This is a genomic window from Microvirga ossetica, from assembly GCF_002741015.1.
Taxonomy (GTDB): Bacteria; Pseudomonadota; Alphaproteobacteria; order Rhizobiales; family Beijerinckiaceae; genus Microvirga; species Microvirga ossetica.
The window spans coordinates 128,873-152,530 of the sequence record NZ_CP016621.1; the positions used below are offsets into that span (position 1 = coordinate 128,873).

A 23,658-nucleotide genomic window follows, 5' to 3' on the forward strand; every position below is an offset into this window, starting at 1 on the left:
GTTTCGGGCAACGGGTTACCAAGCCGTTTTCCGAACCCCGCGTAAGTCAATAGATAGGGTATTTTGCCGATGATGGCAAGATTCAAGGCCCGCCGTTGACAACGTTTTTCGCGGCATCGTTGACCGAACCTCACTGACGGTCCCGTCGTCCGAGAAAGGACGAGATGCCCACCGTTTCCTTGATTTCCAACGGCAAGAGGACGACCTTCACCGATCCGGCACAGGCCAATCCCGGCCTCGATTTTATCGACCTCGACAGCGATCGTGGCTTCCTCCAGCAGATTGCCGACGAGGCCAAGCAGGAAGCCGCCGGCGAGAACACAGCCATCGTTACGGACGAGGCCGACGCATACGGGTTGATGGACGCGATCGAGCGTCTTCCCCGCGACAAGGCCGGGGTGCTGCTCCGCAAGCTCCTGATCGAGTGGCGCAACGATTTCCTCGCTTGGAGGGAGCAGCCCGAGGACGAGCGCGGCGCACCCCCGGTCCTGTGCATCGCCGCCGAGGCGGGACTCGGCAAGTCCACCGAAGCCCTCGCGCTCCTGGCCGGCATTTTCAAGGACTTCCCCGATTTCCGTGTCCTCTACTCGGTTCCGTCCGTGGAGCTCGGAGTGGAACTGGAAGAGAAGGCAAAGGCCATCGGCATCAACGCCCGCGTCCTCCGCGGCCGCTCCCAGCTTGTTCCCGGAGCGACCGGACCCGACGACAAGATGTGCAAGATCGCCAAGGCGGCCGAGATCGTCGCCGGCCTCGGGATGAACGTGAAGAAAACCCTGTGCGAGCTCAAGAACGACAAGGGCGAGGTCATCGAGCGTTGCCAGTTCGCGGACCAGTGCCTGTATCTCCGTCAGATGCACGACAGGAAGGCTGGCGGCTTGCTGATCGCCTCGCATCAGTATCTGTCCCTGAACCTGGACGTGCTGGATAACGTGGATGCCATGATCGTTGACGAGAATGCCAACGGAACGTTGACCAAGCACTCGTCCGTCAACGTCGCGCGGTTTATGAAGCACCGCGAGAAGAACGAGAACATTCGCGGCCGTCGCAAGCACCAGACGCGCCAGGAGCGGATGGACGAGAAGACCGTGATCGACAACACCCTCTACGAAGGTGTCAGCCGATTCAACGAGGCCGTCGCAATGGCGCGTGAAGAGGGCCGTCACGTCACCCTCGGGGACTTCCGCACCGTGGGCTTCAACCCCGGCATGTGCGACGAGCTCGCCGTCACGGAATACGAGCGTCTTGAAGACGTGAAGATCACCCCGGGCATGAAGCCCGAGCGTCGCGCCTTCTTCCTGGAGAGGGCCGAGATCCAGGAGGCGTTCGGTTTCGCCCGGGTGTGGCGAATCCTTGCGAAAGAGCTTGCGACCAAGCGCAACGGCGCACCCAACGGACTCGTCTTCGGCAAGAAGAGCTTCGCCCAGATCGGGATCGTTGACACACTCGACCTCCACTGGTCGAAGGAGTCGCGCTTTCAGGGCAAGAAGCCCGTCGTCCTGATCGACGCTGACGCTGATCCGATCATCACGGCGCGGTTCTGGCCTGGTGCCAAGTTCCATCGCATCGCCGCCGAATGGAGAAACGTCACCGTCATCCAGTGCCAGGACCGGACAGGATCGAAGGATTCGCTCTCGAAGGGCATCCGCAAGCAGGAGATGCTGAACACGGTCCACGCAATGGCCGACCGCCTGGCCGACAGGATTGCTGACGGCGGACCCGACGAGGATCGCCGTCCGCTGTTCGTCGTCCAGAAGTCGATTAAGGATTCATACATCGAGGGCTTGAAGATCCCGGCTCCCGGGACGAAGGAGGCCGACCGCTACGCCGCTGGGACGGGCCATTTCGGGGCGTTGCGCGGCATCGACAAGTTCAAACACGCCGCTGGGGGAGTGTTCGCCGGCCGTCCGGAGCCAGCCGCTTTTGATCTCGAAAACGAGATGAGGGCGATTTTCTACGCCGACGAAGACGAACTGACCTTCATCGAGCGCGACGAGAAGGGCAATGCCTTCCTGCCGAAGAGGAAGGTCACGCTCAAGGACAAGAGGGGCAAGGAGGTTCAGAGCGAGGTGTCCTACCACCCCGACGACCGGGGCACCCGAATCCTTCGCATGATCCGTGAGGCCGAGATCAGCCAGGCAATCGCGCGTGTCCGTCCGGTGCATCGCGGGGCCGACAATCCGTGCGAAATCGTGCTTCTCACGAACATCCCGGTTCCCGGCCTCATCCCCGACCGCTTGGCGAAGTGGAACGACATTGTTCCCGACCGCTTCGACAGGATGCAGTCGGAGGGCTTCATTCCAGACCGGGCGCAGGACGTGGTGGACGCGTTCCCGCACCTGTTCAAGTCGCCCGAGGCCGTCCGCTCCGCGAAGTCGGACCGCAGCGACGATCGCGCCTTTGAGTGTGTGGTGGATCATAAAGGGATTCATTATGAGTCGCCTTACGGGCAAACCTGGCTCCGCGTGACGTATTCCCTTGGGGGAAATAGGAAAGAGGCAGCAGGGTGGATCAGGCTCCGCCCCGGTGACACCCCGGAGCGCGTGAAGGGTCGCGTCATGGCGTTCCTGCCGGCCGCGCACTCGATCGAGGTCGCATACGCCCTCCCCGCTCCTGCCGTCGCCACGCAGATGGTCGTCGCCCAGCCAGTGGCCGTTCCCGCGCCGCTGGTCGTGGAAGAGGTCGTGACGGAGATCGCCGCCGCTCCCGCTCTTGAAGCTGCGTTAGAGGACGTGGGCGGCATCGGGACGGTGGTTGCCGCCGAGACGGTCGAGGACGGCGACGAGATCGTGGAGGATGTGGCCGATCCGCCAGCCGTGGCGTTGCCGGCACACGCCGCTGCCGCACTCATGAAGTTCGAGATCATCACCCCCGAGAGGATGCCATTCTTCGTCGGCCTCCGGACGCTTTCGAACCCGCCGTGGTGGAAGGAGCCGAAGCCGCGCCGCGACAAGTCCTTGGTCCGTCGCCCCGGACGCAGGATCGAATCCTTGAGGCCAGTTTCTTCCTTGCGCGCGAATCCTCCAGGCTTTCCCTGCCGGCTGATTGACGGCGGAGGCAAAACGCACCCACACTTGGCTGTGGGTCGAACCTAGGGGGACGACATGAAGATTTTGAAGTGGCTGGCGAAAGCGGCCGTGAACGTGATGAGGAAGGCCAGGAACAGCCTCGCAAGGGCTTTCGGCACTCCGCGTCGTGGAGGCGGTGGAACTGGCCTCGTCGGCCTTCACGGTGCTGGTGGTGGCGGCGGTGCGGCGGAGCCCGTCGCGGAGGCCGTCACCGAGGAAGTCGCGGAAGAGGTCACGGAGGTCATGGAGAACGGCGACGAGCTCGACATGACCCCGGACCAGCGCGTCGAAGCCGGGCTGGAGGCGCAGGACGTGCAGGACTACATCAACGCCACTTCCCCCGCGGATCGTGAGGCCGCTGGCAAGCGTCTCAAGGGATCGACCAAGTATTGGGCCGACGACCTGACGGCGCATGAGTGCGAGATCATCCGCAGGGCGGAGAAGGATGTCTTGAATCAGCACCTTCGCGGCGGCGAGGCGATCGAGGGGCTTCGCACCGTGGAGGAGATGGCGCACGGCGTGGACCCTGCCCTCGCGTCCGAGATGGCCGAAGGGGCCGCGCCGGCGAAGCCCGAGGTGGACGACAGCTATCTGTCGCTCATTCAGGAGCCTGTCAGGCCGGAACCCGATGTTGTGGCCGCAGCCGAGGACCCGACCGTCGATGGCAGCTACCTGACGCTCGTCGGTGCCGATCCCAAGACGGCTCCCGCAGCCGCCCCGGAGCCGGCTCCCGAGGTGAAGCCCGAGGCCGTCGCGGCCGAGGCTCCAGCTCCGAGGACGGGCGGCAAGCTGAACCTCAAGGGGCTGAACGCCACTGGGAAGGAACCGGATTTCGGGGATGCGCCGGAACCCGACGCTCCGAAGGCTGACACGCTGGAGGGCAAGCCGAAGAGGGCCAGCAGGACGAAGGCTCCCGAGGCAACCGCCCCGGAGGCAGGACAGGATCCCTTCGAGGCAAAGAGGGGTAGCCGTGGAGGGAGGAAAGAACCCACGGCCCGCATGACCGCTTGATAACGCGGGAAACGACGACAACCATGAAGTGGGCGGCTCCAGTCGCCCCCTTCAAGAAATCAGAGAACCGCCGACAGACAGCAAAGGGGGAACAGGGATGGCACAGGCAGTAGAGACGAAGCAGACCAGGACGAAAAGGAAGGCCACGGCCAAAGCGGTTCCGGTCAAGATGAAGAGCGTGAAGAGGATTGACCCGGCTTCCTTCCTCGCGTTCCGCACAAGGCTAGGACTCAGCCTCCGTCAGACCGCGAAGCAACTCGACGTGGACGAGTCCACCGTCAAGCGTTGGGAGTGGGGAAGCCGGGACATTCCCTACATCGTCGGACTGGCGATGGCCGCGTTGGAAGCCGGGCTGGAAACCAATTGCAAGGTGATCGTTGAGGTGAGGGAGGTCAAGCCGAGGGGCAGGGCCGCAGTCGTGGCCTGACACGGCGACGACAACGAGGCATGAAAAAGGCGGCTGGGATGCCGCCTTTCGCTTTTGCGACGTGGCCCAGTCAGTGACGCGGTGCCGACGACCTGGAAGGTGCCCGACGTTCAATCTTGCGGGCGAACGGATCGGCAGGGGACGGGTTATGCGAGGACGGAAGCGGGGATACCAGTTCGGGCCCGGCAATGTCCTGGGCTACCTTCTGCTCCAGCTTGTTCACCTTGCTCTTGAGAAGCATGTTCTCGACCTTGAGGGAGTTGACCCGGCTTTCGAGGAAGTCCGCGAAATCCTCCTTGTCGGCCAGCAGCGAACGCAGCTTTTCGGACTCGTTGATCTTGTTCCTGGCGACGCTCGACACCGACTTGAGAAGCTTTTGGAGATACGCGATCTTGTCGTTGGCCTTGGCGACCGTCGCGTTGTGTTCGGCCAGGCTCACAACGGCATCGCCGTAATCACCGCCGCCATTGCCGGCCGAAGCCAGCGCGCTCAATCCCGTCATTGCCATCGCTGACGTGATCGCACCTTCCATTGATGCCATCGGATTGTTGCTCATGTGTCCGTTCCCCCTTGCTCGTCGCCGTCCCGCCCGGGACTGACTCTGCTTTCCTATTCCCCACCGCGCCCACCTTCCGGTCAGTAGCGGGGCTTCCTTGGAGAGAATCGGCCAGCCATGAAAGCCACAACGAGCCCGATCAATCCGAACAGGAACAGCCGCTGGATCGGCACCATCTCGAGCCACTGCATCAGGGAGAATGAGACGGCACCGCCCTTCCCTGGGACGGCCGGGGCATCGAGCGCGACCTCGACCGTGCAAGTCCGCTGACCGTTCTCGACCGTGATCGTCTCGGACGTGCATTGCTGCCTGATGGTCCGGTCCATGTCGTTGATTTGCCCGAGGGCAATGAGGGTATCGGCTCCGGGAGCATCCGCCAGCATCTGCGCCCTGGCCGTCCTCGCAATCGCGTGGCCGTCATGCACCGAGTAGCCGCCGAATGCGGACACGACGGCCAGCATCACGCCACCGAGCGCGAATCCTCCGATGAGGCCCGTCATCTTGCGCTGGTCCATCCGGTATTCGCGCTTGTCGGCCTTCTCGATGGCCTTCTCAACGGATTTCGCAAGCAGCGGACCCGCGCCCTCCAGGCGTTCCGTGATCGTGATCGGCAGAGCCGCCAGCTTGTCATCAATGGTCTTGGCGACGAGCGCGGCGTTGCGCTTCCCTTGGACATCGAGTTTCTTCGGGAGATCGTCCGCGACCTGGATGATACCCTCATTCATAAAGAGGGAGATCGCGTAAATGTCGTCTACGTTGATTCCTTGCGCCGCCGCGAACGCCAGCACCTTGTTGGCACGTTCGGGGGAGAGCCCGAAGAAATCCTGGATCGCCTTGATGCGCTTGGCTTGCTCGAAGTCCCCCATGCTCCCCCTCCTTTCTTATGCGAGATACCCTGGCCCCGTCAGAGGCCGAGATACTTCAAGGATTCGTCCACGACGGCGCTGGCTTCCTCCCAGAACTTCTTCGCCTGGCCGCGCTCCGTCACCGACAGACGCTTGTCGTTGCCGGCCTGATGGAACGGGATCTTGTAGAAGCTGACCTTGGCGGCGCATTCCGACTGGAGGACGGGCCACCAGAGTTCGATACCGCCGCTAGCCAACAGCCTCTCGCGGGTCTTGCCGCCGACCGTGTTCCCTTCGTGGTCGCGGAAACCAAACCAAAACGGAAAGTTTCCGGGCAGCTTGCCCCACTGCTTGTTAATGAAGACGACGTGCCGGAAGTGCGGGCCTTCGAACGCCTTGATGTAGCGATTCACGGAAGCCGTGCTGGGTTCCTCATGGGTCAAGGCATGGAAGAAGAAAGGACTGACCGGAGCCGAACGCAGCACGTCGGCAATGCCCGAAAGGTCCATGTTGTTCTGCGCGTCGCGGTCGCCGCTGTCGATGATGCGCGCCAGCGCGGCGTATGCTCCGCCCGGGTGATCGTGCAGGATGACCCTCGCGTCGTCCTCGGTGGAATCGAGGAAGCGGGTGCGCTGGTTCACGTCCGTAATGTCGTAGAAATCCACGCCTTCGGACGCTTCCTGCTTGGGGGCAATCCTCCCCTTCTCGTCGCGGGTTCCCAACTGCGTGAGCAGGGTTTGCGTGCCAGCGTCCCCATCGTAGAGATGGGTCTTGATGCCACGGAGGCGCAGGACCTCGCCGTGGACGCGGTTGATGATCGACTTGCCCGCGCCGCCCTTGTCGGATTCGGTCGCGCCGAAGTGCTTCACGTCGGCGTTCACATCCTCGGCCGGAGCTTCGATCTGGAGTGCGTTCTTGGTTGCCATGCTCGGTAACTCCTTTCGTCTGTCGTCGTCAGGTTCAGAGGTCGTCCAGGCCAAAGGCTGGGCCGTGTTCGACCACTTGCGCCTTCGCCTTCGGCTCCGCGCCGATCCCTTCGGACGTTCCTTCTGGTCGTCCTTCGGGCAGTGCCGGGGTTCCTTCTGAAACCTGAGTGACCGCCACCGTCGCCGGGGCAGGAGTCACGTCTTTCTCGATCGAGGCCGTCGGCTTCGTTTCCGTCACGGTCGTTTCCGTGACTGGAGCCTTCGTCTCACGCGCTTTCGTGACGCGTTCCGTCGTGGGCTTTTCCGTTCGCTTGGCAGGGGGCCTCGAAGCCGCTCCCAAGCCCCCAGGAGCCGGGTTGTTCTTCCTGTCCCTGCAACGATCTGGCTGATGTAGGCTTTTGCCGTGCTGCGCTTGATCTCGATGCCTGACCCGATCAGGTCGTCCGCGATCTTATCGAGCGTGTCGCCAAGCTCCTTCGCCCGGAGGATGCCCTTCACGAACTCGGGCTGCGCCAGCAATTGCTTGGCGTGGAGCGTCGTTTGCTTCCTCGGCTCGTTCACACGCGCAAGGAACGCCGACGCAAGCGTGGGCGTGTTCTCAACCTCGATCTTCCCTCTCTTCGCCATGATCCCCCGCCCTTTGTGGTCGTTTATCCTGTTATATTCGCACATATGCTCACGCATGGCGCAATCGCCGGCGAAAAAAGCGTCCGCCCTTTCAGGGTGAATCCTCTTTCCGCATCCGTGAAGAGGCTGCGGATTCGGTAGCGAAGACGAGCATCGGATAAGTTTTCTGACAACAGCAAATTTCCCCGATTCCGATCATGGAAAGTTGCGAGGCATCGGCGGCTAGGAGCCATGTCTGCGGTGTGGTCTTGGTCGAGGATCAACGGATCGTTGAAGAGGCCCTGAAACAATCAGCCACCTGTGCTTATAGCGCAAAGGTGGGGCAATTTCCTCGCGGCCACGTCGCTAGTCGCGCACGACGGTGGCGATGCCTCTCCCGGCGATCAGGCAGTTCCGGCGAGGGCCAGAGCGTTCGGCAACTCGCCCCAGACGATCAGGCCAGAAACTATCCCTCAAAGCGCGAAGCCGTAAGCGACATCCCTTGGACAGGTGAGTGTCAGAATCACAGGATTCGCAGCCGGGCGAACTCGGGTCTCTGACCGGAAGCTAGTTCATCCTCGAGGATGGACAGCCGGGCATCGTCGGCGGGCTCCGGCTGCAAGTAACCGGGATCGAGATCGTCGACATCTGTCACGGGGACCGATCGGTCCGAACCGTCCAGGTGCGGTGCGTCGCTTTTTCCGCCGGGCGCGAGATGTCCGCTCATCGCCTCGTTCATGTCCTTCGGCAGTTCTAGGGGCTCACCCTTCAGGAAGCGGAACACCTCCCTGTAGACTGCCGGAATGTTGGGCATGCTACCGTGCTCGCCCTTTGCGAACCGGATGTCCACCTTGTCGAGCGCTGCGGAAGCAACCGGAACGCGCCCATCACCCTCCCGGTGAACATTGCCCTTGACCCGTGCCGTTACCTTTCCGGCTTTCTCCCCGAAGATCCCGACTTCGTACTGGAAACGGAACAGGCTTTGGTAGCCGACCCCTGCGATCACCAGCATCTTGCGGCGTTCGTCCGGAGTGAGGCGGAGGTGAGCGTCGATCATCTCCTGATGAAAGCGTTTTGCGTCATCGAGGACCCTCTGCAAGTTCTCCTTCTCGTCCGGCTTAAGATCGAGCCTCCACTCGTCCGCTTGGTAGAGATCGAAGTTGGCGCAGGGATGGAGGTAGCGCTCGGCATCGGCATCGTCCTGATCCGGAACCCAGGGCTTCGGATCGTTAGTGCGCGTGCCTGGATAGATACCCCGCGGGGCCGGAAGCATGCCGAGGACCCCGTACAGGGAGCGAAAGGTCGGCCTGCTGAGATATCGGCCGAGCAGGACCATCATGTCGTGTCCCCACATGTGGTTCTTGAGATAGCCAGCGATGGCTGGCGAGCCGAAATGAGGCGTGGCGATGAAGACGATCTTGCCTATGTGCGGCAACACCTCGCTGCCGTATTCCATCAGCATGGCGCGGGTCATGAGGCCGCCCATGCTGTGGGCGACGACGTGAACCTCTTTCCCGCCGTTCTTGGCGTAAGTGTCGAGTATCTGATTCTTCAGTCGCTCTGCGCTCAGCCGGAGCGACTTGCGCCAATCGTAAGGGAAGATCGTATGGCCGAGGCCGGGTTCCTTCATGAGGGCCACGAGGAACGGATCGTAGGATGGATCGCTCGTAGCGGGGCCTACGTCATCCTCCGGATCCACGTCGGTCGTTCCGTCCGGAGACAGCTTCAGATTGTCAATACGGTCACGGGTCCGGGCATCGATCCACCACATGCCTCCGCGGCTGTTGCTCTGGAGCAGGCTGCCCATCACGCCCGGGACGAAGATGACGTTGGTTCGGTCACCTGGGCCCAGATGTTGGCCTTCATCTACCTTACCAGCCAATCGTTTGTAGTCCTCGAATGCATTATTTCCGAGCAGTGTGCGGAGATTGTCCTGCTGATCGGGATCCCGTGCGATACGAAGCCGTTCCCTGGTGTCTGACTTGAGGAACCTCTCACCGAAATCATCGCCCATCGCCGCTTCCTCCCTTACAGTCACTGCCGCAAGCCCGGCAGGTTCTGCTCGTCCGCCATGAATAGCTCGTATTCGTTGATGTAGGTGTAGAGCAGTCCGCCGATGTTCCTGTAGTTGTTCCAGAGGAACAGCCGGGTCTGTGCGACTGCCTCACCCGCTGGGATCGCAACGCCCTGGCCGGCAGGGTAGAAGAAGTGAAAGAAGATGCTGGCAAATCGGCTCGCGAAGGCGATGGGAACCTTCGTCTCGGACCCGAGGAATCCGCGGCACTCGCGATGAAAGAAGGTCTCCTCCAACATGTTCGCGATGTAGGTATCCGATGCCGAAGTTGAGCACGCATTCGCAAACACGAACGGCCGATCCGCAAGAGGTGTGGTCCTGGCAAGATCCGCGCTGTCGATCCGGTCCTCATCCGTGGCCGATTCTCCGAAAACGAGTCCGGGGTCATTGCCGGCTCCCGTTTCGCAGTGACAGTAGATATAGAGCATCGAGGTCGGGCTTGGCTTCGGCTCGAGCAACTGGTCGAGCATGGCGGCCCTGGCTTCGGTCGTCGTTGCCGATGGATCGCCCGGCACGAACACCTGTTTCGGCCAAGCGTGCCAGTCCCTGCGCTGCTGTTTCGCCTCTTTCGCCACGGGATCGTTCGGGTCGTTTCCCCAATACAGGAAATGAACCTTATGGGTATCGGCAAAGCCGCCCAAGGCCTTCGAGAAGCGCTTTCCCTTGGGCTTACCTGCGTGCTTCATGTACCCGATCCGGAAGCGCAGGCCGAGAAACCCCATAGGATCGATGGGGCTCCCTCTTTTCGGTAGCTTGTGAAGGTACATGAGACCCCATGGAACGTGAGGCCAGAAGGCCTGTCCCGTCCGTTGGGTCCACATGAGGTTGAGCCTGGTTCCCTTGGCCAGGCTGGTTATCCATTCATGGAGTTGCGAATCGTCTTCCCGGAATATGACATCGAACAGGTATCGCCCGTGATAGGCGAGTTCGAAGAGCTCGTCACTGACCTCAACCTGCGCCCACATGTCCTTGTGGATGTCGTCGCAGAGACCCTCGATCGATCCCCAGTTATATTGCGGGGTCCAGTTCCTCAATCTGTCAGTCAAGTCATCCGGATCGATCGCATTGAGATACTTGTCCCATTTCCCCCGGAGCTTGTCCGCGGCCTTCCGCACGTTCATGACGATGCCGTCGATTTCCGCCTGGGTGACGTTCCACGGTACGATATCCCAAGGGTCGGTCATTCCAGGTTCCGTCCCATCCCCGAAGACCGATGCCCGGTCCCCTGTGACGGTGACCGTGAGCTTACCGGGCGGGGTCGTCCATTCGTGCGCCGGCTTGAGAGCGGTCTGGGTCAGGGGTGCGTGCACAACCTCTTCGACGGGTTCGAGGGGCAGGATGGGTTCTATGGCGGGAGCGTCAATCGAGACCGGGAGCTGCAATGTCAACTCACGATATACCTCCTTGCCCCGGTAGATGATGACGTCGATCCTTGGGCTTGGGCGCGACAGCGGGACTAGGCCGATCCGGCGGATGTCGCTCTCGCCGACCGGATGGACGAGAAGGGAGAACCGCGCGACCCAGAGATCCTGGCCGTTCAGCACCTTCTTCTCTACTCTGACCTCTTCCGAGGGAGCCGACAGCTCCGCATCGGCGGTCACGACCTCCCATTCAGTTAGAAGTCCATCCTCGGGTAGATCCTCCTTGGGAATGAAGGTCAGTTCGCCCCTCACCAAGCTGACCGCTACCGCAGAGCCGACCTTGAAGTTCAATGTGTAGCTCTCGCCGACCTGGAGGAGCGGAGGCGCGTCAGAGGACTGGCCATCGAGCCAGATCGAGATGCGCTGCTCGGATCGGGGAGTAGGAGGCGACGCGGAAGTCTCTGGAATTGTCGGCGGTGGGGAGACCTTGTCGGTGCGCAGATCGGGCCAGCCAATTTCGTGCCTGTGCAATGTGCCAGGAATAGGGAAGCGCATGCCCGACGGCCAGTCAAACGACTTGCTTAAGAGTTTATAGCACTGATGGACGATGAAACCTTCAATCGCCGACAGGTTTGACCTGAACCATTTAGGCGCATACCAATCTCTGGCTTCCGTCGCTTCTTCTGGAACGAAATCGATGGTGATCGGTGTGCCGACCGGCACGGACTCACCCCAATCGACAAGGCTGGCATCATTCGCTTCTGATCCCGGTGCTGCACCCCAGTCCTCGATAGGTCCGAGCGACTCCCCAACCATGACCGGACGACTCCCTTGAGAAGCATGGCAAGTCGGTCACGGACGGCCCTGGTACGCTTCGTGATGTCCCTGCATCCTGGGTCGTCCGTTATTACGCTCTTGCAGGCTCAACCTGACGAGTGCTGAACGCGTCCTTCTTGGTTCCTGATATTCTCCAGCTCCGGCATAATGACGCGTTCGAGCTTTCCGTCCTTGTTGCGGACCAGCAGCTCGTTGCCCTTCATGATCTGCTCGACGACGAACCGGGTTAGCGCCAGCGCGATGCTCAGGGCGTGAGCCTTGCTGCGGGCATCTGTGGATTCCTTGATCTGAGAGGCATTGCGCGCATCGGTGTCGCTGAGCAACATCGTAACCTTTGGCATCCTGCACTCCTGCGATTACAGCTCCGGTTGATCAGGTCCGAAATCGTACCATCAAATTGCCATCGATCCTATGGCAAAAGAGCGGCATTTGGATGGTCCGACAACGTTATCCGGCCCCCCCCTGTTCCAGGCCTTCCCCCGTAAACAGACATGCTGATCGGGTGCCTACACATGCGAAATCGCTGCTCCCTTTGGCTAGTCAACCGGGACTGTAATGGGTTGGAAGACGGGCCCTGAAGCCCCCCAGTCCTCCTCTTCCGTTCCACTGGGCTCATCCGTAGGTTGAGGCGCGGGATTGGAGGCCGGACCGGGGTTCCCGCCGTGACCTGTCGATCCACCAGGCGGCTCGACAGGGATGGTCGTGGGTTGGGAGACCGGCGCTGAAGAGCCCCAGTCCTCCACTAAGCCATCGTCCGTGGCACCCTTGTTCATGGATCCCTCCGTGGCCCAGCCATTCTGTCACTGAACGCCATTGATGGAAACTGGCTTAGCCATTGGGGGTATCGGGCGAAGGGCCTGCGGATGCCTTTGATCCCTTCGGATCGTTGGGGAACAGGAAAACGCAGTTTAGAGCTTCGTCATGAGCGGCAGGGACGCCGCTCGCCCGAGAAAGGCTTTCCTATCACGCCCCCTCTCTGATCGTGTAGGCAGTCGTGACCGCTAGGGACACTACCCAGACTGCGGCCATGGCGCTCGTTCAGTCGAACCTCGCCAAGTCCCCGCGCCCTGCGAAAGCTGGCCGTGTCGCAGCGGACGAGGGAGACGAGGTCGAGGCGAAGGTCGCCTGATCCACACAGGTTCGTTCCGGAAACACGAAACCCCTCGCGAGGACGTCCTCCAAGGGGATTTTCATAGGTCGGCTGCCTGATTAGTACGATGCTCAAATCATTCGGGCGTAGACACCACCGAATCGCTACAAGCAGATCGAGTATTATTCTCCATTTGAAACCATATACGCCCTCGACCATAGACTAGGGTTACGCTGCCTGCCTTCGTGCCTGTTGAGGCGACCTGAAGTAGGCATTCGCGATAAATCACGTAGTCCTATCGGCGATGGCATTTCTGGCCGCAACTGCCTGTGACCTCTGTGAATCCAAAAGATCCATGGCATTCAGGCAAATGGCCTGAGTACCTTTATCGCTGGTGTTGGTTTCGTAGCCAACGCGAAATTCATTCCACTGCCGTTCTATCGTGGCCTGGATGCCTGGCATCCAATCCAACAGCCACACCCTGTCGTCGGGAGCCAACTCCTTGGCATGTGTACGCAGCCATTCGATGTTTTCGCTGATGGCCGCATGATGCGCGTGACCTTGCGACTTGTGTTCTCGCCTTCCATTGAAATCACTTGAGTTGCCAGCAGCGTTTACCCAGCTATCGCGGAATTGCTGTAGTCTCGATTCCAAGGAAGCCGCGCGTTGAGCAATCCCATCGCTGGGCTTGTCGACGCGTTTGGGCACGCAGACAGTGATGTTGTAGTGGGCTGTGTCCGCGATGGCGGCGATGGACAGATCCCGTATGTTGAGGAACAGGAAGGATATCGGGACAACCGACCTGATATCCATGTCATTGCTGAAGTAGTCCGCCACATTCCCGCTCAGGATGAGCGCCTTGGCGTTCTCTTCCTCGATTCCCGTCCCGGTGATCCTCATCTCCGACTCGTTGAGGGTCTTCCTGGATTCCGCGTCGTATTCGGCTTTAGCACCTGTTTTCCCCGCGCCGTAGGATGCCGAGAGGGCACTCTTCACCTCGTCGAAGCTCTTGCTGGATGAAATGGTGACGTACAGCATCCGGCCGTAAGTGACGCTGCTGAGCAGCGCAGGCAGGTTGTCCTTGCCGAGGCGCCCCAACGCTTCCTGTTCGGCCAAGTCCTCCAACGTAAAGTCGTCTGAGAAGAGGGCGCCGGGGGTCTGCGGGGTGTCGATGTAAATTGTGAAGCACTTCTGTATCAGGGACGCCGTCAACACTCGTTTCTCACGGGAAGTCTGGGCTCGATGCTTCGCCTTGAATTCGGACCCGGCATATTTTGCCGACAGGCCTACTTCCAGGAGTGACTGTTCCAACGAAAAGGTCTCGCTCATGCTGAATGCGATCGATCCGCCGAAATCCTCCTTCCCTTGAAGCGGCACGATCAAGTCGGAGATGGCGCTTCTGATCGTTGAAGCGCTCGGATTGACGACCGTTTTCGTGTTTGGGCTAGCCAGGAGATCGACGGACAGGTGGATCGGAGCACGCTTCTTTATGGGCAGCTCTCGAAAGGATCCGAGCCCAAGGGAGAGACCCGCGCCTTGCATCAGTGCCCCTGGCCATGTCGCGGCCACATCCGGCGCGAATGTAACTATCTTATCGGGATTTGTCGTCAGACTGTATGGGGTCGTCGTGCAGGACATCGTACCCTGCTCGGTGAATTCATCTACTGGTGTGCCCGGAGGGCCTGCCACTCTTTCAGGGGGAGCTGGTGGATGCCAGGCGGGTAAGGCGTTAAAATACGCCGTGATCTGATCTCGGTTGCTCCCTCCAGATATTTTTGTGGCTTCTTTGGCCATCGGGTGTAGGGAAGGTTCGCCTGACATCTAAGTCACTCCCATGCAAAACGGCGTGACGCTATTCAGATAATTCTTGTCGGCTACTTGCAACAAAGTGCCACTATTATGGATTTTTGTCAAATTATCTACGCAATAACAGGACGGTCATCGCGCTCCTATTATGATCAATTTTTCATTATAGCTCCAACGCCTGCTCCTTCTGAATCAGTCCTATCGTCGAAGAAGATTGCCGATCTGCCCACAATGCACCGCCCCATCTTTAGCCGCCGCTTTGCAAGCGGCGGTATGGGCTACTGTGCGATCACGAACGAGATCGTCCGACAACATCTGGAGAATGCGGAGGTGCCGTGCAGTCAATTCGCGGTGGCTACCGATTCGGAGACCATCACTTTGCCCCGAGCTTTCAGGCGCTGGTCCGGCCACACGCCAACCGCTTGGTGGGCCGAAGGCCGGCATGCGTACCACATTGGCAGGACCGACCTCGGACGGAAGTCTGATCGCTCATTGTCACAGATTCCTCGTCAAGCTGGCGAGTTTGCTTCCGAGCCCATGACTTACAAGCCGCTTCATGGTCTTTGCTAGCGAATGCCGAAGCGATGTGCGAGTCTCCATTCACGTTCCGACATCGAAGCGTCGTTGGCGACTTGCGCCGCTCAGGACGCTGGCCCCCGATGGTTGTCGGACATTGAGCCTTAGACCCTGCACTGACTGGCCAAGCGCCACGACCTATAACGCAACCTGTTCCGTGTCTGGATTAAGAGGTATCATGCGGCCAGCATCTGCGATGAGTTCGAGACATCCAGCTACCGTCGCGTGGGAGAGACCCTGCGGCAGGCCAGCTTGATTGCGTTTCGAATGAAGACCCAGCGCCTTATGCGCGAGCACGAGCTTCCGCCGCAGATGCGACGCCGCTTCGTTGCCATAATGAACAGCGACCGGCGGCGGCATGGCTGAGCTCGTCTACACCCCTTTACAGTGACGACCGTTACCATCCGCCAGGCTTCGCAGCCCAGGACACACCCCTAAAGGGTAGATATCTTGTCTGGCCTCAGACGGGGGCAGTAGGATGCTCGCTGCGCGAAACCGCAGGAGAACGCTATGTTCCGTGTCCGTGCCTTCGGAAAGGTGCCAAGATTGGCGGCGATCCTCACGATCGCCGTCCAACCTATGACGTGCCAAGTGGCATACACCCAGGAGATGACGGCCCGCCAGGAACCCATCCCGGACGCCGTGTGGCAGAAAATGCAGGGGAGTTCCTGGCGCCCCAACCTGAAGTGCCCTGCCAGGAAGGATCTTGTCCTGCTCACGCTGCCCTATCTCAACTTCGAGGGGCAGCCGAATCTCGGGCAGATGATCGTGGCCAAAAGCGTTGCCGATACGGTGATGTCCGTCTTCACGGAATTATTCGAGAGCAAGGCTTTCCGCATTCAACGCATGGAGCTCATCGACAAGTACGGTGGCGATGATGGCAAGTCGATGGCGGCGAATAACACGAGCGCCTTCAATTGCCGCCTCGTGACGGCCGGAAAGCGCCTTTCGAACCACGCGTTCGGAACCGCGATCGACATCAACCCCATCCAGAACCCGTGGGTCAGCAAGGGTAATACCGACCCACCTGCTGGCAGGGAGTATGACACCCCAGGAGAACGCACTGCCGACGTGATCGGGATCATCACATCCGATGGCGTGGTCACGAAAGCGTTCAAGGGGCGCAATTGGGGCTGGGGAGGCGACTGGAAGAGCCTCAAGGACTATCAGCACTTCTCGGAGAACGGAAAGTAGAGCCACTGTATTGCGATGCTGACTGCGCAAGCCGTGTCCACACCAGCGTTCTATCCCTTCCCTGGCCCTCCCCCATTGCATAGCGGTACGGAATTAGGTGCGCGACTGGACCGGGAAGCGAGGAATACGAGACCCTCGGCACATGATGGTCACGGGCAACCTCAAGGACATCGCTGACATGCCGTTCGACTTCGCGAACTTCCTACTCGGACGCGTGATAACCGCCATTGTCACGTACCGGAAGGAGGCAATGGCAGGCGCACGATTGCGTAGGTTGCTCGCCACAAAGATAGCCTAGGAGGAAGTCGCCCAGTATTCATGCACGGGCGAACGTATCGGTAGCATACCTCCGAATACGCATGAGTACATCTTACGGGTGACGCCGATTGACGCAACGCAACTTAGATGAAATCCTCACCGTCCGCATCTGCTGATGCAGGCGCAACATCCCATGGGAGGTCGTCTTATGAGGCGTTTTGCTTTGGGTGCAGTCATATTGTTTGGAATCGCTAGGTTCACGACACCGATCCTCGCCCAGGCTCCAGTGGCGACGGTAAATGATGGACCATTCGACACGACGGACGACGAGGTGCACCAGGACGTGGCCAAGGACACCACGGGCGAGTTCAAACAACAAGCCAACAAGGTGCTCGGGGAAGTGGCGTCCGCTGGTCTCCTGAACAGCTTGGAACCATTTTCCTTTGGAGCGAAAGTGGTAGCGCCGAATGAGATCACTGCCGCCGTCACGATGCCCCTTCTCAGCAAGGGAGACCCGTCGACGAAGTACAACATTGTTCTCCAGCCTGGACACTACCTGCGGGTGAAAATTCCCGGGAAGGACGTGAAACTCGGCACGAGCGGGAAATTGGTTACGGAGCAGCAGATCACAGCGTTCATAACGGCGAACGTCGCCAAGAACCTGATTGAGGAAGACAAGGACAAGAAGCTGAACATCCTCGTCGTCTCCGCCGACAACTATGATCGCCCGCTCAACACGGACATCTTCCTTTCCATTCATGCTGACGGCGCGCCGCCTCCCGGCTGCACGACAGGACCAAGCCTTGGATATAGCGACAACTCGAGCCTCCTAGGGATGCATGCCATCGCATTCGCGCTCGCGACGTCCTTGGGACAGACCTACGACGAGTTCCAGGGCGACAACTTCACCACCAACCTGAGCAAGTATTACATGTTCAAGTCCCTGAAGCTTCCTCCCAAGGGCTTCGCGGGAGTGCTTGAGGTGGGAGAGCTGACCTGCGAAAAGAAGGAGAAGGCGCTCATCGAGAACGCTCTCCGCATCGCCAAAAACATAAGTTCCATACTCAGGTCATCGGTCGACATCATCAACGAACCGCTCGACAAGAAATGAGATCGGGCCATGCCCGCAGGGACAATCACCAGGCGGTCACTTGTCGGCGCCATGGCAGCCGCGGCGGCGCCGCGCCACTCAGCTCTCGCGGCGGACAACCCGGACCGCTTCAGGTCGGGCTATCAAGTCGTCGACGACGGGGTCCGGCCGACCCTTGAGTTCCTGAGCCGCATCTATCGATTGGACGGTGACTGGCTGCCCGACTTCAGCTTCTTCGATGATGGCGACAAGCCCAATTCCTTTGCTGAGGCGCCGATCATCGGGTTCAGGCGCCCGCACGTAAAGATCGGAAGGGGTTCGATCAGGGAGGCCATGCAGGTCTCGAACGGCAACTTCGGGGCTGCCCTGACGGGGGTGTTCGGGCACGAATTCGCCCACGTCTATCAAATGAGCAAGGGGATCAGCAAAAAGCTGCTGGATGCGGACGCCAAAGATTCCGTGCGCCTGGTGGAGACCCACGCCGATTTCCTCAGCGGATGGGCATTGCCGCAGGCGTGGTGGATCACGCAGGTCGGCGATCTCCGCGTGGCGGCCGAGCAGTTCTTCGCCTTGGGCGACATCCAGACCAACACGCACGGCCATCACGGCACCAACCTCCAGAGACAGGCGATCATGGCTGCCGGATACACATGGGGACTATCGAGCCCCAATGATCCCGACAAGGCGTCTGAGCGCGGCATCGCCGTCCTCAAGGACTTGTTCCCCCAATGGTTCAGGAGCACCTGAATGAAGCGCTCGGCATACCTATTGGCATTTCTTTTCGTTTCCACGTCGTCCTACGCCCTCGATCTGCCGAAGTGGCCGAGCGGCCCTGTCGCCGTCTTGCCGAAAGGCGAATTCGTCATCTCCGAGGACACCACGCTTTCCTACGACAAGCTCACTGTGCCTGACGGCACGATTATCACGACGAACGGGAATGACTTCGATCTGCAAATCCGGCAGGAACTCATCATTCAGGGGAGTACCGTGATCAGGTCATTCGCGCCGACGCACGTGCCGGACGCTCCCCCGCAAGCTGCCACGGGTGGCCCCGGGCGCTCGTACGAGCGCGGCCCGAACACTGAGGGAGCCACGGTCGCTACCAAGGGCAACGATGGCGGACAGGGCATGCCGGGACAGACCGGACAGCCGGGGGTCGCGGGGGATGACGCCGGGTTCATCACGCTGCGCTTCGATCCAGGCGCTAGGGCGGACGGCAGGCTGATCGTCCGCAACACCGGCGGGATCGGCGGGATCGGCGGAGTGGGCGGTCAGGGAGGACCGGGTGGAGACGGCCAGCAGGGAGGAAGAGGCAAGGACGGGATCGTCGATTGCGCGTCCGGTCCCGGCAATGGGGGGAACGGGGGCGACGGCGGCCCGGGTGGGCTAGGAGGACGCGGCGGTGACGGAGGCAGGGGCGGCACCATCGTGGTGCAGACGAGCGCACCCGCAAATCCGCCTCCGGGTTCCATGACGATCCTCGATTGGCTCCAGACTGTCGAGATGTCGGTCGACGGCGGAACCCCCGGCCAACCGGGGCCGGGCGGTAAAGGCGGCAACCCAGGACAGCCGGGATACGGCGGACGTGGGTCGCACCACTGCCAAGGCAAAGAGGCTGACAGGATGGGCGCGCCCGGCAAGCCGGGGAAGAACGAGACGGCCGGACTGTCAGGTGCCAACAAGGGCCCCAATGGAAGGATCAAGAAGCTGTAGCGGCGTGCCGCGGGACTTGCTCCTGAATCGGCTGGGAAGTGCCCTATGAGGCGATCGCTCATCTTCATGGTCGTAACCAGCCTGTGTGCAGCCAGGGCGGCCGAGCTGCCGCCGCCCTCATGGCCTCCGAGCCGCAATGGGATTCTCCCCAGGGCCGAGTACGTCCTCCAGGGAGACACCACGCTCTCGTACGACGGACTCTCGTTCGAGGACGGAACCATCATCACCACGCAAGGCTACGATTTCGACCTCGAGATCAGGCAATCCCTGGAAATCAAGGGCACCCTCATCATCCGGTCATTCCCTGACGACCGCCTGCCGCCGCAGCCCGCCGCAGCCGGAACGGGTCGCCGGGGGCATCCCCACTTCGGTGCCCCTGGTCCGTACCCCGCTGCGGATGCCGCCGATCGAGAAGACGGAATGGCAGGCGGAACTGGCGAGAGAGGTCCAACGGGAATCCCGGGAGCGGACGGGTTCGATGCCAGGGCGGTCACGCTACGGTTCGGACCCGCGGCGACGATGACGGGCAAGCTCGTCATACGCAACGTCGGTGGGACGGGGGGAACCGGAGGGCCAGGCGGGATAGGCGGCCCCGGTGGCAATGGACAGCGCGGAGGAAAGTGCGCTCCGGATCCCGGACGCGGGCCGGCCTGGCCGAGCTTCGACGATTTGCCTGGTCGAGGCGGTCCGGCCGGGCAGGGAGGGCCGGGTGGGTTCGGAGGGCGCGGCGGCGACGGCGGCCGCGGAGGGATGATCGTGATCCAGGCGAGATCCAAGGGCGCCCACGAATGGCTCATAACCGTCGAGCTGTCTGTCGCCGGAGGCGAACCGGGGAAGATCGGTCCCGGTGGCTCCGGTGGCAACGCGGGACAGCCAGGCCCCGGGGGTCCGGCAGGCGAGTTGTGCAGCAGCAAGGTCGAACGGATCGGCGCGCAAGGCACCTACGGCCCCGGCGAAACGAAAGGTATGGAGGGTGCCCAGAAGGGTCCCGACGGCATCATCAAGGTGCTTTCGGATTGAGCCTTGACCGACCGAGCTATCCGTATGTGCCCTCCCAACGGAAGCGGATTTCCGGGTATGACCACGAACGTATTCGACCCGAGCCCCACCCTCAAGGCCGTCCTCGCAGACGAGATCGGGAATGACAGAGGCGGCGGCGTAAGCCCGACGACGGTCATTGGCGCCCTCGACAGCCTCGACTAGATACTTGCCGACGTTCTTGAGGAGCTGAACGCCGACATCCGAGCATCAGCTTCTCCTGATCGGTGGCGTCAAGCACCAATGGAACTCGGAGCACGAGGAGGCAAGATTCGTGGTGCACAACCCATACGTCTCGCCTCCTGAACGTGTTCAATCTCGTGACCAGTACCTACCGCGACGATGAGCCTGAGCGGGCATTCCGTCTTCCGCAACCTGGTCGAGCAACCTGTTGCGCCTCGCTGCGTAGAGACCATGACAAAGGTAACGCCTGTAGGCAATCCCGCGCCTTTGCCCGCGCGGACATCAGGAAGATAACCGACCCGAACTTGGTGCGAATTAGGCCACAGACCTGCAAGAGGCTTCCGGCTGTCGGACCCGAGTAAGGACTTTACATTTCCCCTTCCAACCAGCGCCAACTGACTGTTAATCGGTTGCATGCGGAAACAGTCGAATAGCCGTCACGTGTGTTGTTTCACGTCATCGTTCATCGACGACCGGAGCAGCGCCAGCAGGACCGAACGCAGCGTGAACCGCCCTGCCCTCGCGCGTTCGATCAGTCCCCGCAGATACCCTCCTGGGATGCGGATGGTTTCGTGCCGCTGGAGAATGACGGCGATCACGACGCTGGCTTGCTCGTCGCCCATGACGGCGCGGGCCTCCCTCCAAGCGTCGGGAGCGATCCCGAGGGCTGACCGGGCGAGATCGGCAGCGTCCAGTAGGTCACGCCATGACCGGATCCCCTGCCCTCCCCTCGCATACGCTCCAATGTCAGGGCAGACGCGCACGACCAGTCCGAGGTCGAGGGAGCAGGAAACCGGAGCCGGGGGCCGAGACGGCATGGGGAGTTCCCCACGGCCGGATGGTGCTGCCCTCTTGTAGTCGGCTAGCCGCAGGGATGGCGGTGCCGGCCGTGGCTTCGGAGCCTCCCCTTCATCATTCCTTCGAAAATCCGTTTTCTCTTCTAAAAGGGATTCTGGATTCTGACTCTTATGGTGGCGACCGGATCGGGACTCATTGGTGTCCACTTTTTGCGCTTTCACGTTGTCGCGCAGGGACTTGTCCACATTCGCCCATAGAGGCCGCAGGATGGCCGCGTAAGCCTCCAGAGCGGGATAGTCGGCATTCCGTGCCGGCATCGGTCCTGCGGCCTCCAATGCCGCCCTGTGGGCCTCCCAGGGGCCGTCCAGACCCTCAGCGAGAGCTGCCGTGATCGTCTTCGAGAGGTCGCGCCGCAGGATGCTGATCTCTTCCCGCAGGAGGTGACGCGCCTTGGCACGGTCGCGGGCTTCCTTCGCCAGACGCGCGAACTCCCCTGCCCTCGCGACGAGCGGCCCGAGATCGAAGCCGAACGCTTGCTCGATCTGACCGCCCTCCCCCTTCCGGGCGTATCGCTTCCCGTTGGGACTGTCCCGCCGGATGATCAACCCGGCTTCAACCAAGTCCGCGAGGTTGCGCCTCAAGGTGGTCGGCGCCATTCCGTTCGCACGGTGTGACAGCGCATAGTTCGAGGGGAAGACGACCAGCCCCTCCCCTGCCGTCAACGTCGTCTCGGGATGGAACGTGAGCAGTGCGTGGAGGACCGCCAGGGCGCGGTCGGAAACCCCCACGGCTTTCTTCGCTTCCCGGAGGTGATCGAGGACCGTCCACTTCCTGATGATGGTGTCAGGCGGACATGCGTCTGCGACGGCCCGCGCTGCCATCATGGCAAGCGAGAGCGGTCGCCGCCCAGCGGGCGACGTGCTGCGATGTGGTTCCATGGCCTTTTCTCAAGGCAATAGAAATCTGCTCACCAAAACGGCGCTAAATCTGTTGACTAAGATTCCTGGGGATGCGATTCTCGGAGGTGCGAGACTACGAGAGAGGTTCCCAGGGCGGTTGTCTTGGGGGCCTTTTTCTTTTGCCGATAGCTCCTTGCTACGGGTTGATCGGATGCTCCAGACGCAGGGGGGTTAACCCTGCGCCCGAAAGGCGGCGTGAAGCTCATCGAGTTTCGCCTTCATCTGCGAAACGACGAACTCCGCGAACTTCGGATTGTCGGACTCCAGTGACAGACTGGCGCCTTTGCTCGTCCTCTTGACCGTTGCCGTCCCCACGTCGCCCTTCCAGACGATGGGCTTCGCGTCATGGGGAGCTCCCCATGAACCCTGCTGGGTCGCCACCTTGAGGACGACGGCAAACCGCGAGTCACTGTCCTTCTTCTTGAAGGACGGTTCCGTAATCGCCTTCTCGGCCGCTGCCAGCCCATCGTCGGACCCGAGGGCTTGCATGAGGGACAGCCAACGCGCCCTCCCCGCTTTCGGTGCGGGGCCGATGGCACGGACGATGTTCTCGGGAATGTTGCGGGCGACTTTCAGGTGTCGGGTCAGGTCGCTGTCATCGATCCCCACGGCCTGGACCATCACCGCACGTTCGAACCCGAGGGCTTCGAGGTGCATCGCAAACAACGCCTTCTCGATGAAGGATAAATCGCGCCTGGCTTGGTTCTCATGGCCTTGGGCCACGACCAATTCCTGGTCGGTGAGGTTCTTGACGATTGCGCGGACCTTGATCCCGAGGCTGTGCGCCGCCCGCAAGCGGCGGTGTCCGAACGCGACCTGATAGCGTCCTTTCTCCGTAGGATGGAAACGGACGAGGATCGGGACTTGCTGGCCTCCCTCCGTGATGCTCTTCACCAGCGCGGCAAAGCTGGCATCAGTTGCATCGGTGATCCGGTCAGAGACGAACGATCCATCCACCAGCGCGGTGTCGATCTCCACGATGGCGGAGCCGGATTCGATGTTGTCGGCAGCGCGGGCCTTCTCGGCCAGTTGGAGCATCGACTTCCGGACGGCACCCACGGCACCGTTGTTCGTCGTCGGCCTCTTGTCGGCCGGATCGGCGGCTTGCGCCGGGGCTGGGGACGCGCTGGCCTTCTTCGGCATCGCGGGAGCCGGGACCGTGGGCTTCGTCATCATGATTGCATCGACTGCGGACTTGCGGCTCATGCGAGGACTCCGGAGGCCGAAAGGGTAGGGAGGTTGTCG

At 61.2% G+C, this 23,658-nt stretch carries 20 protein-coding genes; 9 read left to right on the forward strand and 11 right to left on the reverse strand.

Annotated features, from left to right (window positions below; all coding sequences use genetic code 11):
• The first annotated feature begins 164 nt into the window (after window positions 1-164).
• The 3 genes from BB934_RS46525 to BB934_RS46535 all read left to right on the forward strand — a co-directional run bounded on the left by BB934_RS46525 (window position 165) and on the right by BB934_RS46535 (window position 4,503).
• Window positions 165-3,092 carry a DEAD/DEAH box helicase family protein gene (locus BB934_RS46525; protein ID WP_099516293.1) on the forward strand — a complete coding sequence of 976 codons (2,928 nt, stop codon included), beginning with the start codon at window positions 165-167 and terminating at the stop codon, window positions 3,090-3,092.
• A 9-nt stretch (window positions 3,093-3,101) separates the two neighbouring features.
• Window positions 3,102-4,076 carry a hypothetical protein gene (locus BB934_RS46530; RefSeq protein WP_099516294.1) on the forward strand — a complete coding sequence of 325 codons (975 nt, stop codon included), beginning with the start codon at window positions 3,102-3,104 and terminating at the stop codon, window positions 4,074-4,076.
• Between the two features lie 97 nt (window positions 4,077-4,173).
• Window positions 4,174-4,503 (forward strand): helix-turn-helix domain-containing protein, encoded by a 330-nt coding sequence (locus tag BB934_RS46535; protein ID WP_099516295.1) that lies wholly within the window; start codon window positions 4,174-4,176, stop codon window positions 4,501-4,503.
• 70 nt (window positions 4,504-4,573) lie between these two features.
• Here the strand turns inward: BB934_RS46535 and BB934_RS46540 are convergent, their stop codons facing one another.
• The 9 genes from BB934_RS46540 to BB934_RS46580 form a co-directional block, all read right to left on the reverse strand.
• A complete protein-coding gene (locus BB934_RS46540) occupies window positions 4,574-5,059 on the reverse strand; it encodes a hypothetical protein (protein ID WP_099516296.1) in 486 nt (161 codons plus the stop codon).
• Between the two features lie 80 nt (window positions 5,060-5,139).
• A complete protein-coding gene (locus tag BB934_RS46545) occupies window positions 5,140-5,925 on the reverse strand; it encodes a hypothetical protein (RefSeq protein WP_099516297.1) in 786 nt (261 codons plus the stop codon).
• A gap of 38 nt (window positions 5,926-5,963) precedes the next feature.
• Window positions 5,964-6,830, reverse strand: coding sequence for a hypothetical protein (locus tag BB934_RS46550; protein ID WP_099516298.1), 867 nt, complete (start codon window positions 6,828-6,830; stop codon window positions 5,964-5,966).
• 34 nt (window positions 6,831-6,864) lie between these two features.
• Window positions 6,865-7,068: a hypothetical protein gene (locus tag BB934_RS46555; protein ID WP_099516299.1), complete on the reverse strand. Its 204-nt coding sequence runs from the start codon at window positions 7,066-7,068 to the stop codon at window positions 6,865-6,867.
• Entirely contained in the window at window positions 7,065-7,457 is a 393-nt protein-coding gene (locus BB934_RS46560) for a hypothetical protein (protein ID WP_157934784.1), read from the reverse strand. The genes BB934_RS46555 and BB934_RS46560 overlap by 4 nt, the downstream gene beginning before the upstream one ends.
• A gap of 502 nt (window positions 7,458-7,959) precedes the next feature.
• Complete coding sequence (locus BB934_RS46565) at window positions 7,960-9,450, reverse strand: alpha/beta hydrolase (RefSeq protein ID WP_099516301.1); 1,491 nt, start codon at window positions 9,448-9,450, stop codon at window positions 7,960-7,962.
• Window positions 9,451-9,470: 20 nt separating this feature from the next.
• Complete coding sequence (locus BB934_RS46570; RefSeq protein WP_099516302.1) at window positions 9,471-11,687, reverse strand: hypothetical protein; 2,217 nt, start codon at window positions 11,685-11,687, stop codon at window positions 9,471-9,473.
• Window positions 11,688-11,794: 107 nt separating this feature from the next.
• Complete coding sequence (locus BB934_RS46575) at window positions 11,795-12,049, reverse strand: hypothetical protein (protein ID WP_157934785.1); 255 nt, start codon at window positions 12,047-12,049, stop codon at window positions 11,795-11,797.
• Window positions 12,050-13,083: 1,034 nt separating this feature from the next.
• On the reverse strand, window positions 13,084-14,619 hold the full coding sequence (locus BB934_RS46580) for a thiol-activated cytolysin family protein (RefSeq protein ID WP_099516304.1): 1,536 nt from the start codon (window positions 14,617-14,619) through the stop codon (window positions 13,084-13,086).
• Between the two features lie 1,071 nt (window positions 14,620-15,690).
• Between BB934_RS46580 and BB934_RS46590 the strand changes: the two genes are divergently transcribed.
• The 6 genes from BB934_RS46590 to BB934_RS50400 all read left to right on the forward strand — a co-directional run bounded on the left by BB934_RS46590 (window position 15,691) and on the right by BB934_RS50400 (window position 20,638).
• Complete coding sequence (locus tag BB934_RS46590; RefSeq protein WP_099516306.1) at window positions 15,691-16,374, forward strand: M15 family metallopeptidase; 684 nt, start codon at window positions 15,691-15,693, stop codon at window positions 16,372-16,374.
• A gap of 466 nt (window positions 16,375-16,840) precedes the next feature.
• On the forward strand, window positions 16,841-17,743 hold the full coding sequence (locus BB934_RS46595; protein WP_157934786.1) for an N-acetylmuramoyl-L-alanine amidase: 903 nt from the start codon (window positions 16,841-16,843) through the stop codon (window positions 17,741-17,743).
• 9 nt (window positions 17,744-17,752) lie between these two features.
• A complete protein-coding gene (locus tag BB934_RS46600) occupies window positions 17,753-18,469 on the forward strand; it encodes a neutral zinc metallopeptidase (protein WP_099516308.1) in 717 nt (238 codons plus the stop codon).
• Window positions 18,470-19,435 carry a hypothetical protein gene (locus BB934_RS46605; RefSeq protein ID WP_099516309.1) on the forward strand — a complete coding sequence of 322 codons (966 nt, stop codon included), beginning with the start codon at window positions 18,470-18,472 and terminating at the stop codon, window positions 19,433-19,435.
• Between the two features lie 45 nt (window positions 19,436-19,480).
• The gene (locus BB934_RS50395; protein ID WP_099516310.1) at window positions 19,481-20,455 is read left to right on the forward strand and encodes a hypothetical protein; all 975 of its coding nucleotides are present in this window, start codon (window positions 19,481-19,483) and stop codon (window positions 20,453-20,455) included.
• A gap of 57 nt (window positions 20,456-20,512) precedes the next feature.
• A complete protein-coding gene (locus BB934_RS50400) occupies window positions 20,513-20,638 on the forward strand; it encodes a hypothetical protein (RefSeq protein WP_257792405.1) in 126 nt (41 codons plus the stop codon).
• Window positions 20,639-21,093: 455 nt separating this feature from the next.
• Here BB934_RS50400 and repC read toward each other — a convergent pair whose 3' ends face one another.
• Complete coding sequence (repC, locus tag BB934_RS46615) at window positions 21,094-22,392, reverse strand: plasmid replication protein RepC (RefSeq protein WP_099516311.1); 1,299 nt, start codon at window positions 22,390-22,392, stop codon at window positions 21,094-21,096.
• A gap of 192 nt (window positions 22,393-22,584) precedes the next feature.
• On the reverse strand, window positions 22,585-23,619 hold the full coding sequence (repB, locus tag BB934_RS46620; RefSeq protein ID WP_099516312.1) for a plasmid partitioning protein RepB: 1,035 nt from the start codon (window positions 23,617-23,619) through the stop codon (window positions 22,585-22,587).
• Window positions 23,620-23,658 lie beyond the last annotated feature (39 nt).

Excerpts from the sequence above, each read along its gene's own strand:
- BB934_RS46525 (WP_099516293.1), top strand. The coding sequence starts at position 165 with ATGCCCACCGTTTCCTTGATTTCCAACGGCAAGAGGACGACCTTCACC.
- BB934_RS46530 (WP_099516294.1), top strand. The coding sequence starts at position 3,102 with ATGAAGATTTTGAAGTGGCTGGCGAAAGCGGCCGTGAACGTGATGAGG.
- BB934_RS46535 (WP_099516295.1), top strand. The coding sequence starts at position 4,174 with ATGGCACAGGCAGTAGAGACGAAGCAGACCAGGACGAAAAGGAAGGCC.
- BB934_RS46540 (WP_099516296.1), bottom strand. The coding sequence starts at position 5,059 with ATGAGCAACAATCCGATGGCATCAATGGAAGGTGCGATCACGTCAGCG.
- BB934_RS46545 (WP_099516297.1), bottom strand. The coding sequence starts at position 5,925 with ATGGGGGACTTCGAGCAAGCCAAGCGCATCAAGGCGATCCAGGATTTC.
- BB934_RS46550 (WP_099516298.1), bottom strand. The coding sequence starts at position 6,830 with ATGGCAACCAAGAACGCACTCCAGATCGAAGCTCCGGCCGAGGATGTG.
- BB934_RS46560 (WP_157934784.1), bottom strand. The coding sequence starts at position 7,457 with ATGGCGAAGAGAGGGAAGATCGAGGTTGAGAACACGCCCACGCTTGCG.
- BB934_RS46565 (WP_099516301.1), bottom strand. The coding sequence starts at position 9,450 with ATGGGCGATGATTTCGGTGAGAGGTTCCTCAAGTCAGACACCAGGGAA.
- BB934_RS46570 (WP_099516302.1), bottom strand. The coding sequence starts at position 11,687 with ATGGTTGGGGAGTCGCTCGGACCTATCGAGGACTGGGGTGCAGCACCG.
- BB934_RS46575 (WP_157934785.1), bottom strand. The coding sequence starts at position 12,049 with ATGCCAAAGGTTACGATGTTGCTCAGCGACACCGATGCGCGCAATGCC.
- BB934_RS46580 (WP_099516304.1), bottom strand. The coding sequence starts at position 14,619 with ATGTCAGGCGAACCTTCCCTACACCCGATGGCCAAAGAAGCCACAAAA.
- BB934_RS46590 (WP_099516306.1), top strand. The coding sequence starts at position 15,691 with ATGTTCCGTGTCCGTGCCTTCGGAAAGGTGCCAAGATTGGCGGCGATC.
- BB934_RS46595 (WP_157934786.1), top strand. The coding sequence starts at position 16,841 with ATGAGGCGTTTTGCTTTGGGTGCAGTCATATTGTTTGGAATCGCTAGG.
- BB934_RS46600 (WP_099516308.1), top strand. The coding sequence starts at position 17,753 with ATGCCCGCAGGGACAATCACCAGGCGGTCACTTGTCGGCGCCATGGCA.
- BB934_RS46605 (WP_099516309.1), top strand. The coding sequence starts at position 18,470 with ATGAAGCGCTCGGCATACCTATTGGCATTTCTTTTCGTTTCCACGTCG.
- BB934_RS50395 (WP_099516310.1), top strand. The coding sequence starts at position 19,481 with ATGAGGCGATCGCTCATCTTCATGGTCGTAACCAGCCTGTGTGCAGCC.
- BB934_RS50400 (WP_257792405.1), top strand. The coding sequence starts at position 20,513 with ATGACCACGAACGTATTCGACCCGAGCCCCACCCTCAAGGCCGTCCTC.
- repC (WP_099516311.1), bottom strand. The coding sequence starts at position 22,392 with ATGGAACCACATCGCAGCACGTCGCCCGCTGGGCGGCGACCGCTCTCG.
- repB (WP_099516312.1), bottom strand. The coding sequence starts at position 23,619 with ATGAGCCGCAAGTCCGCAGTCGATGCAATCATGATGACGAAGCCCACG.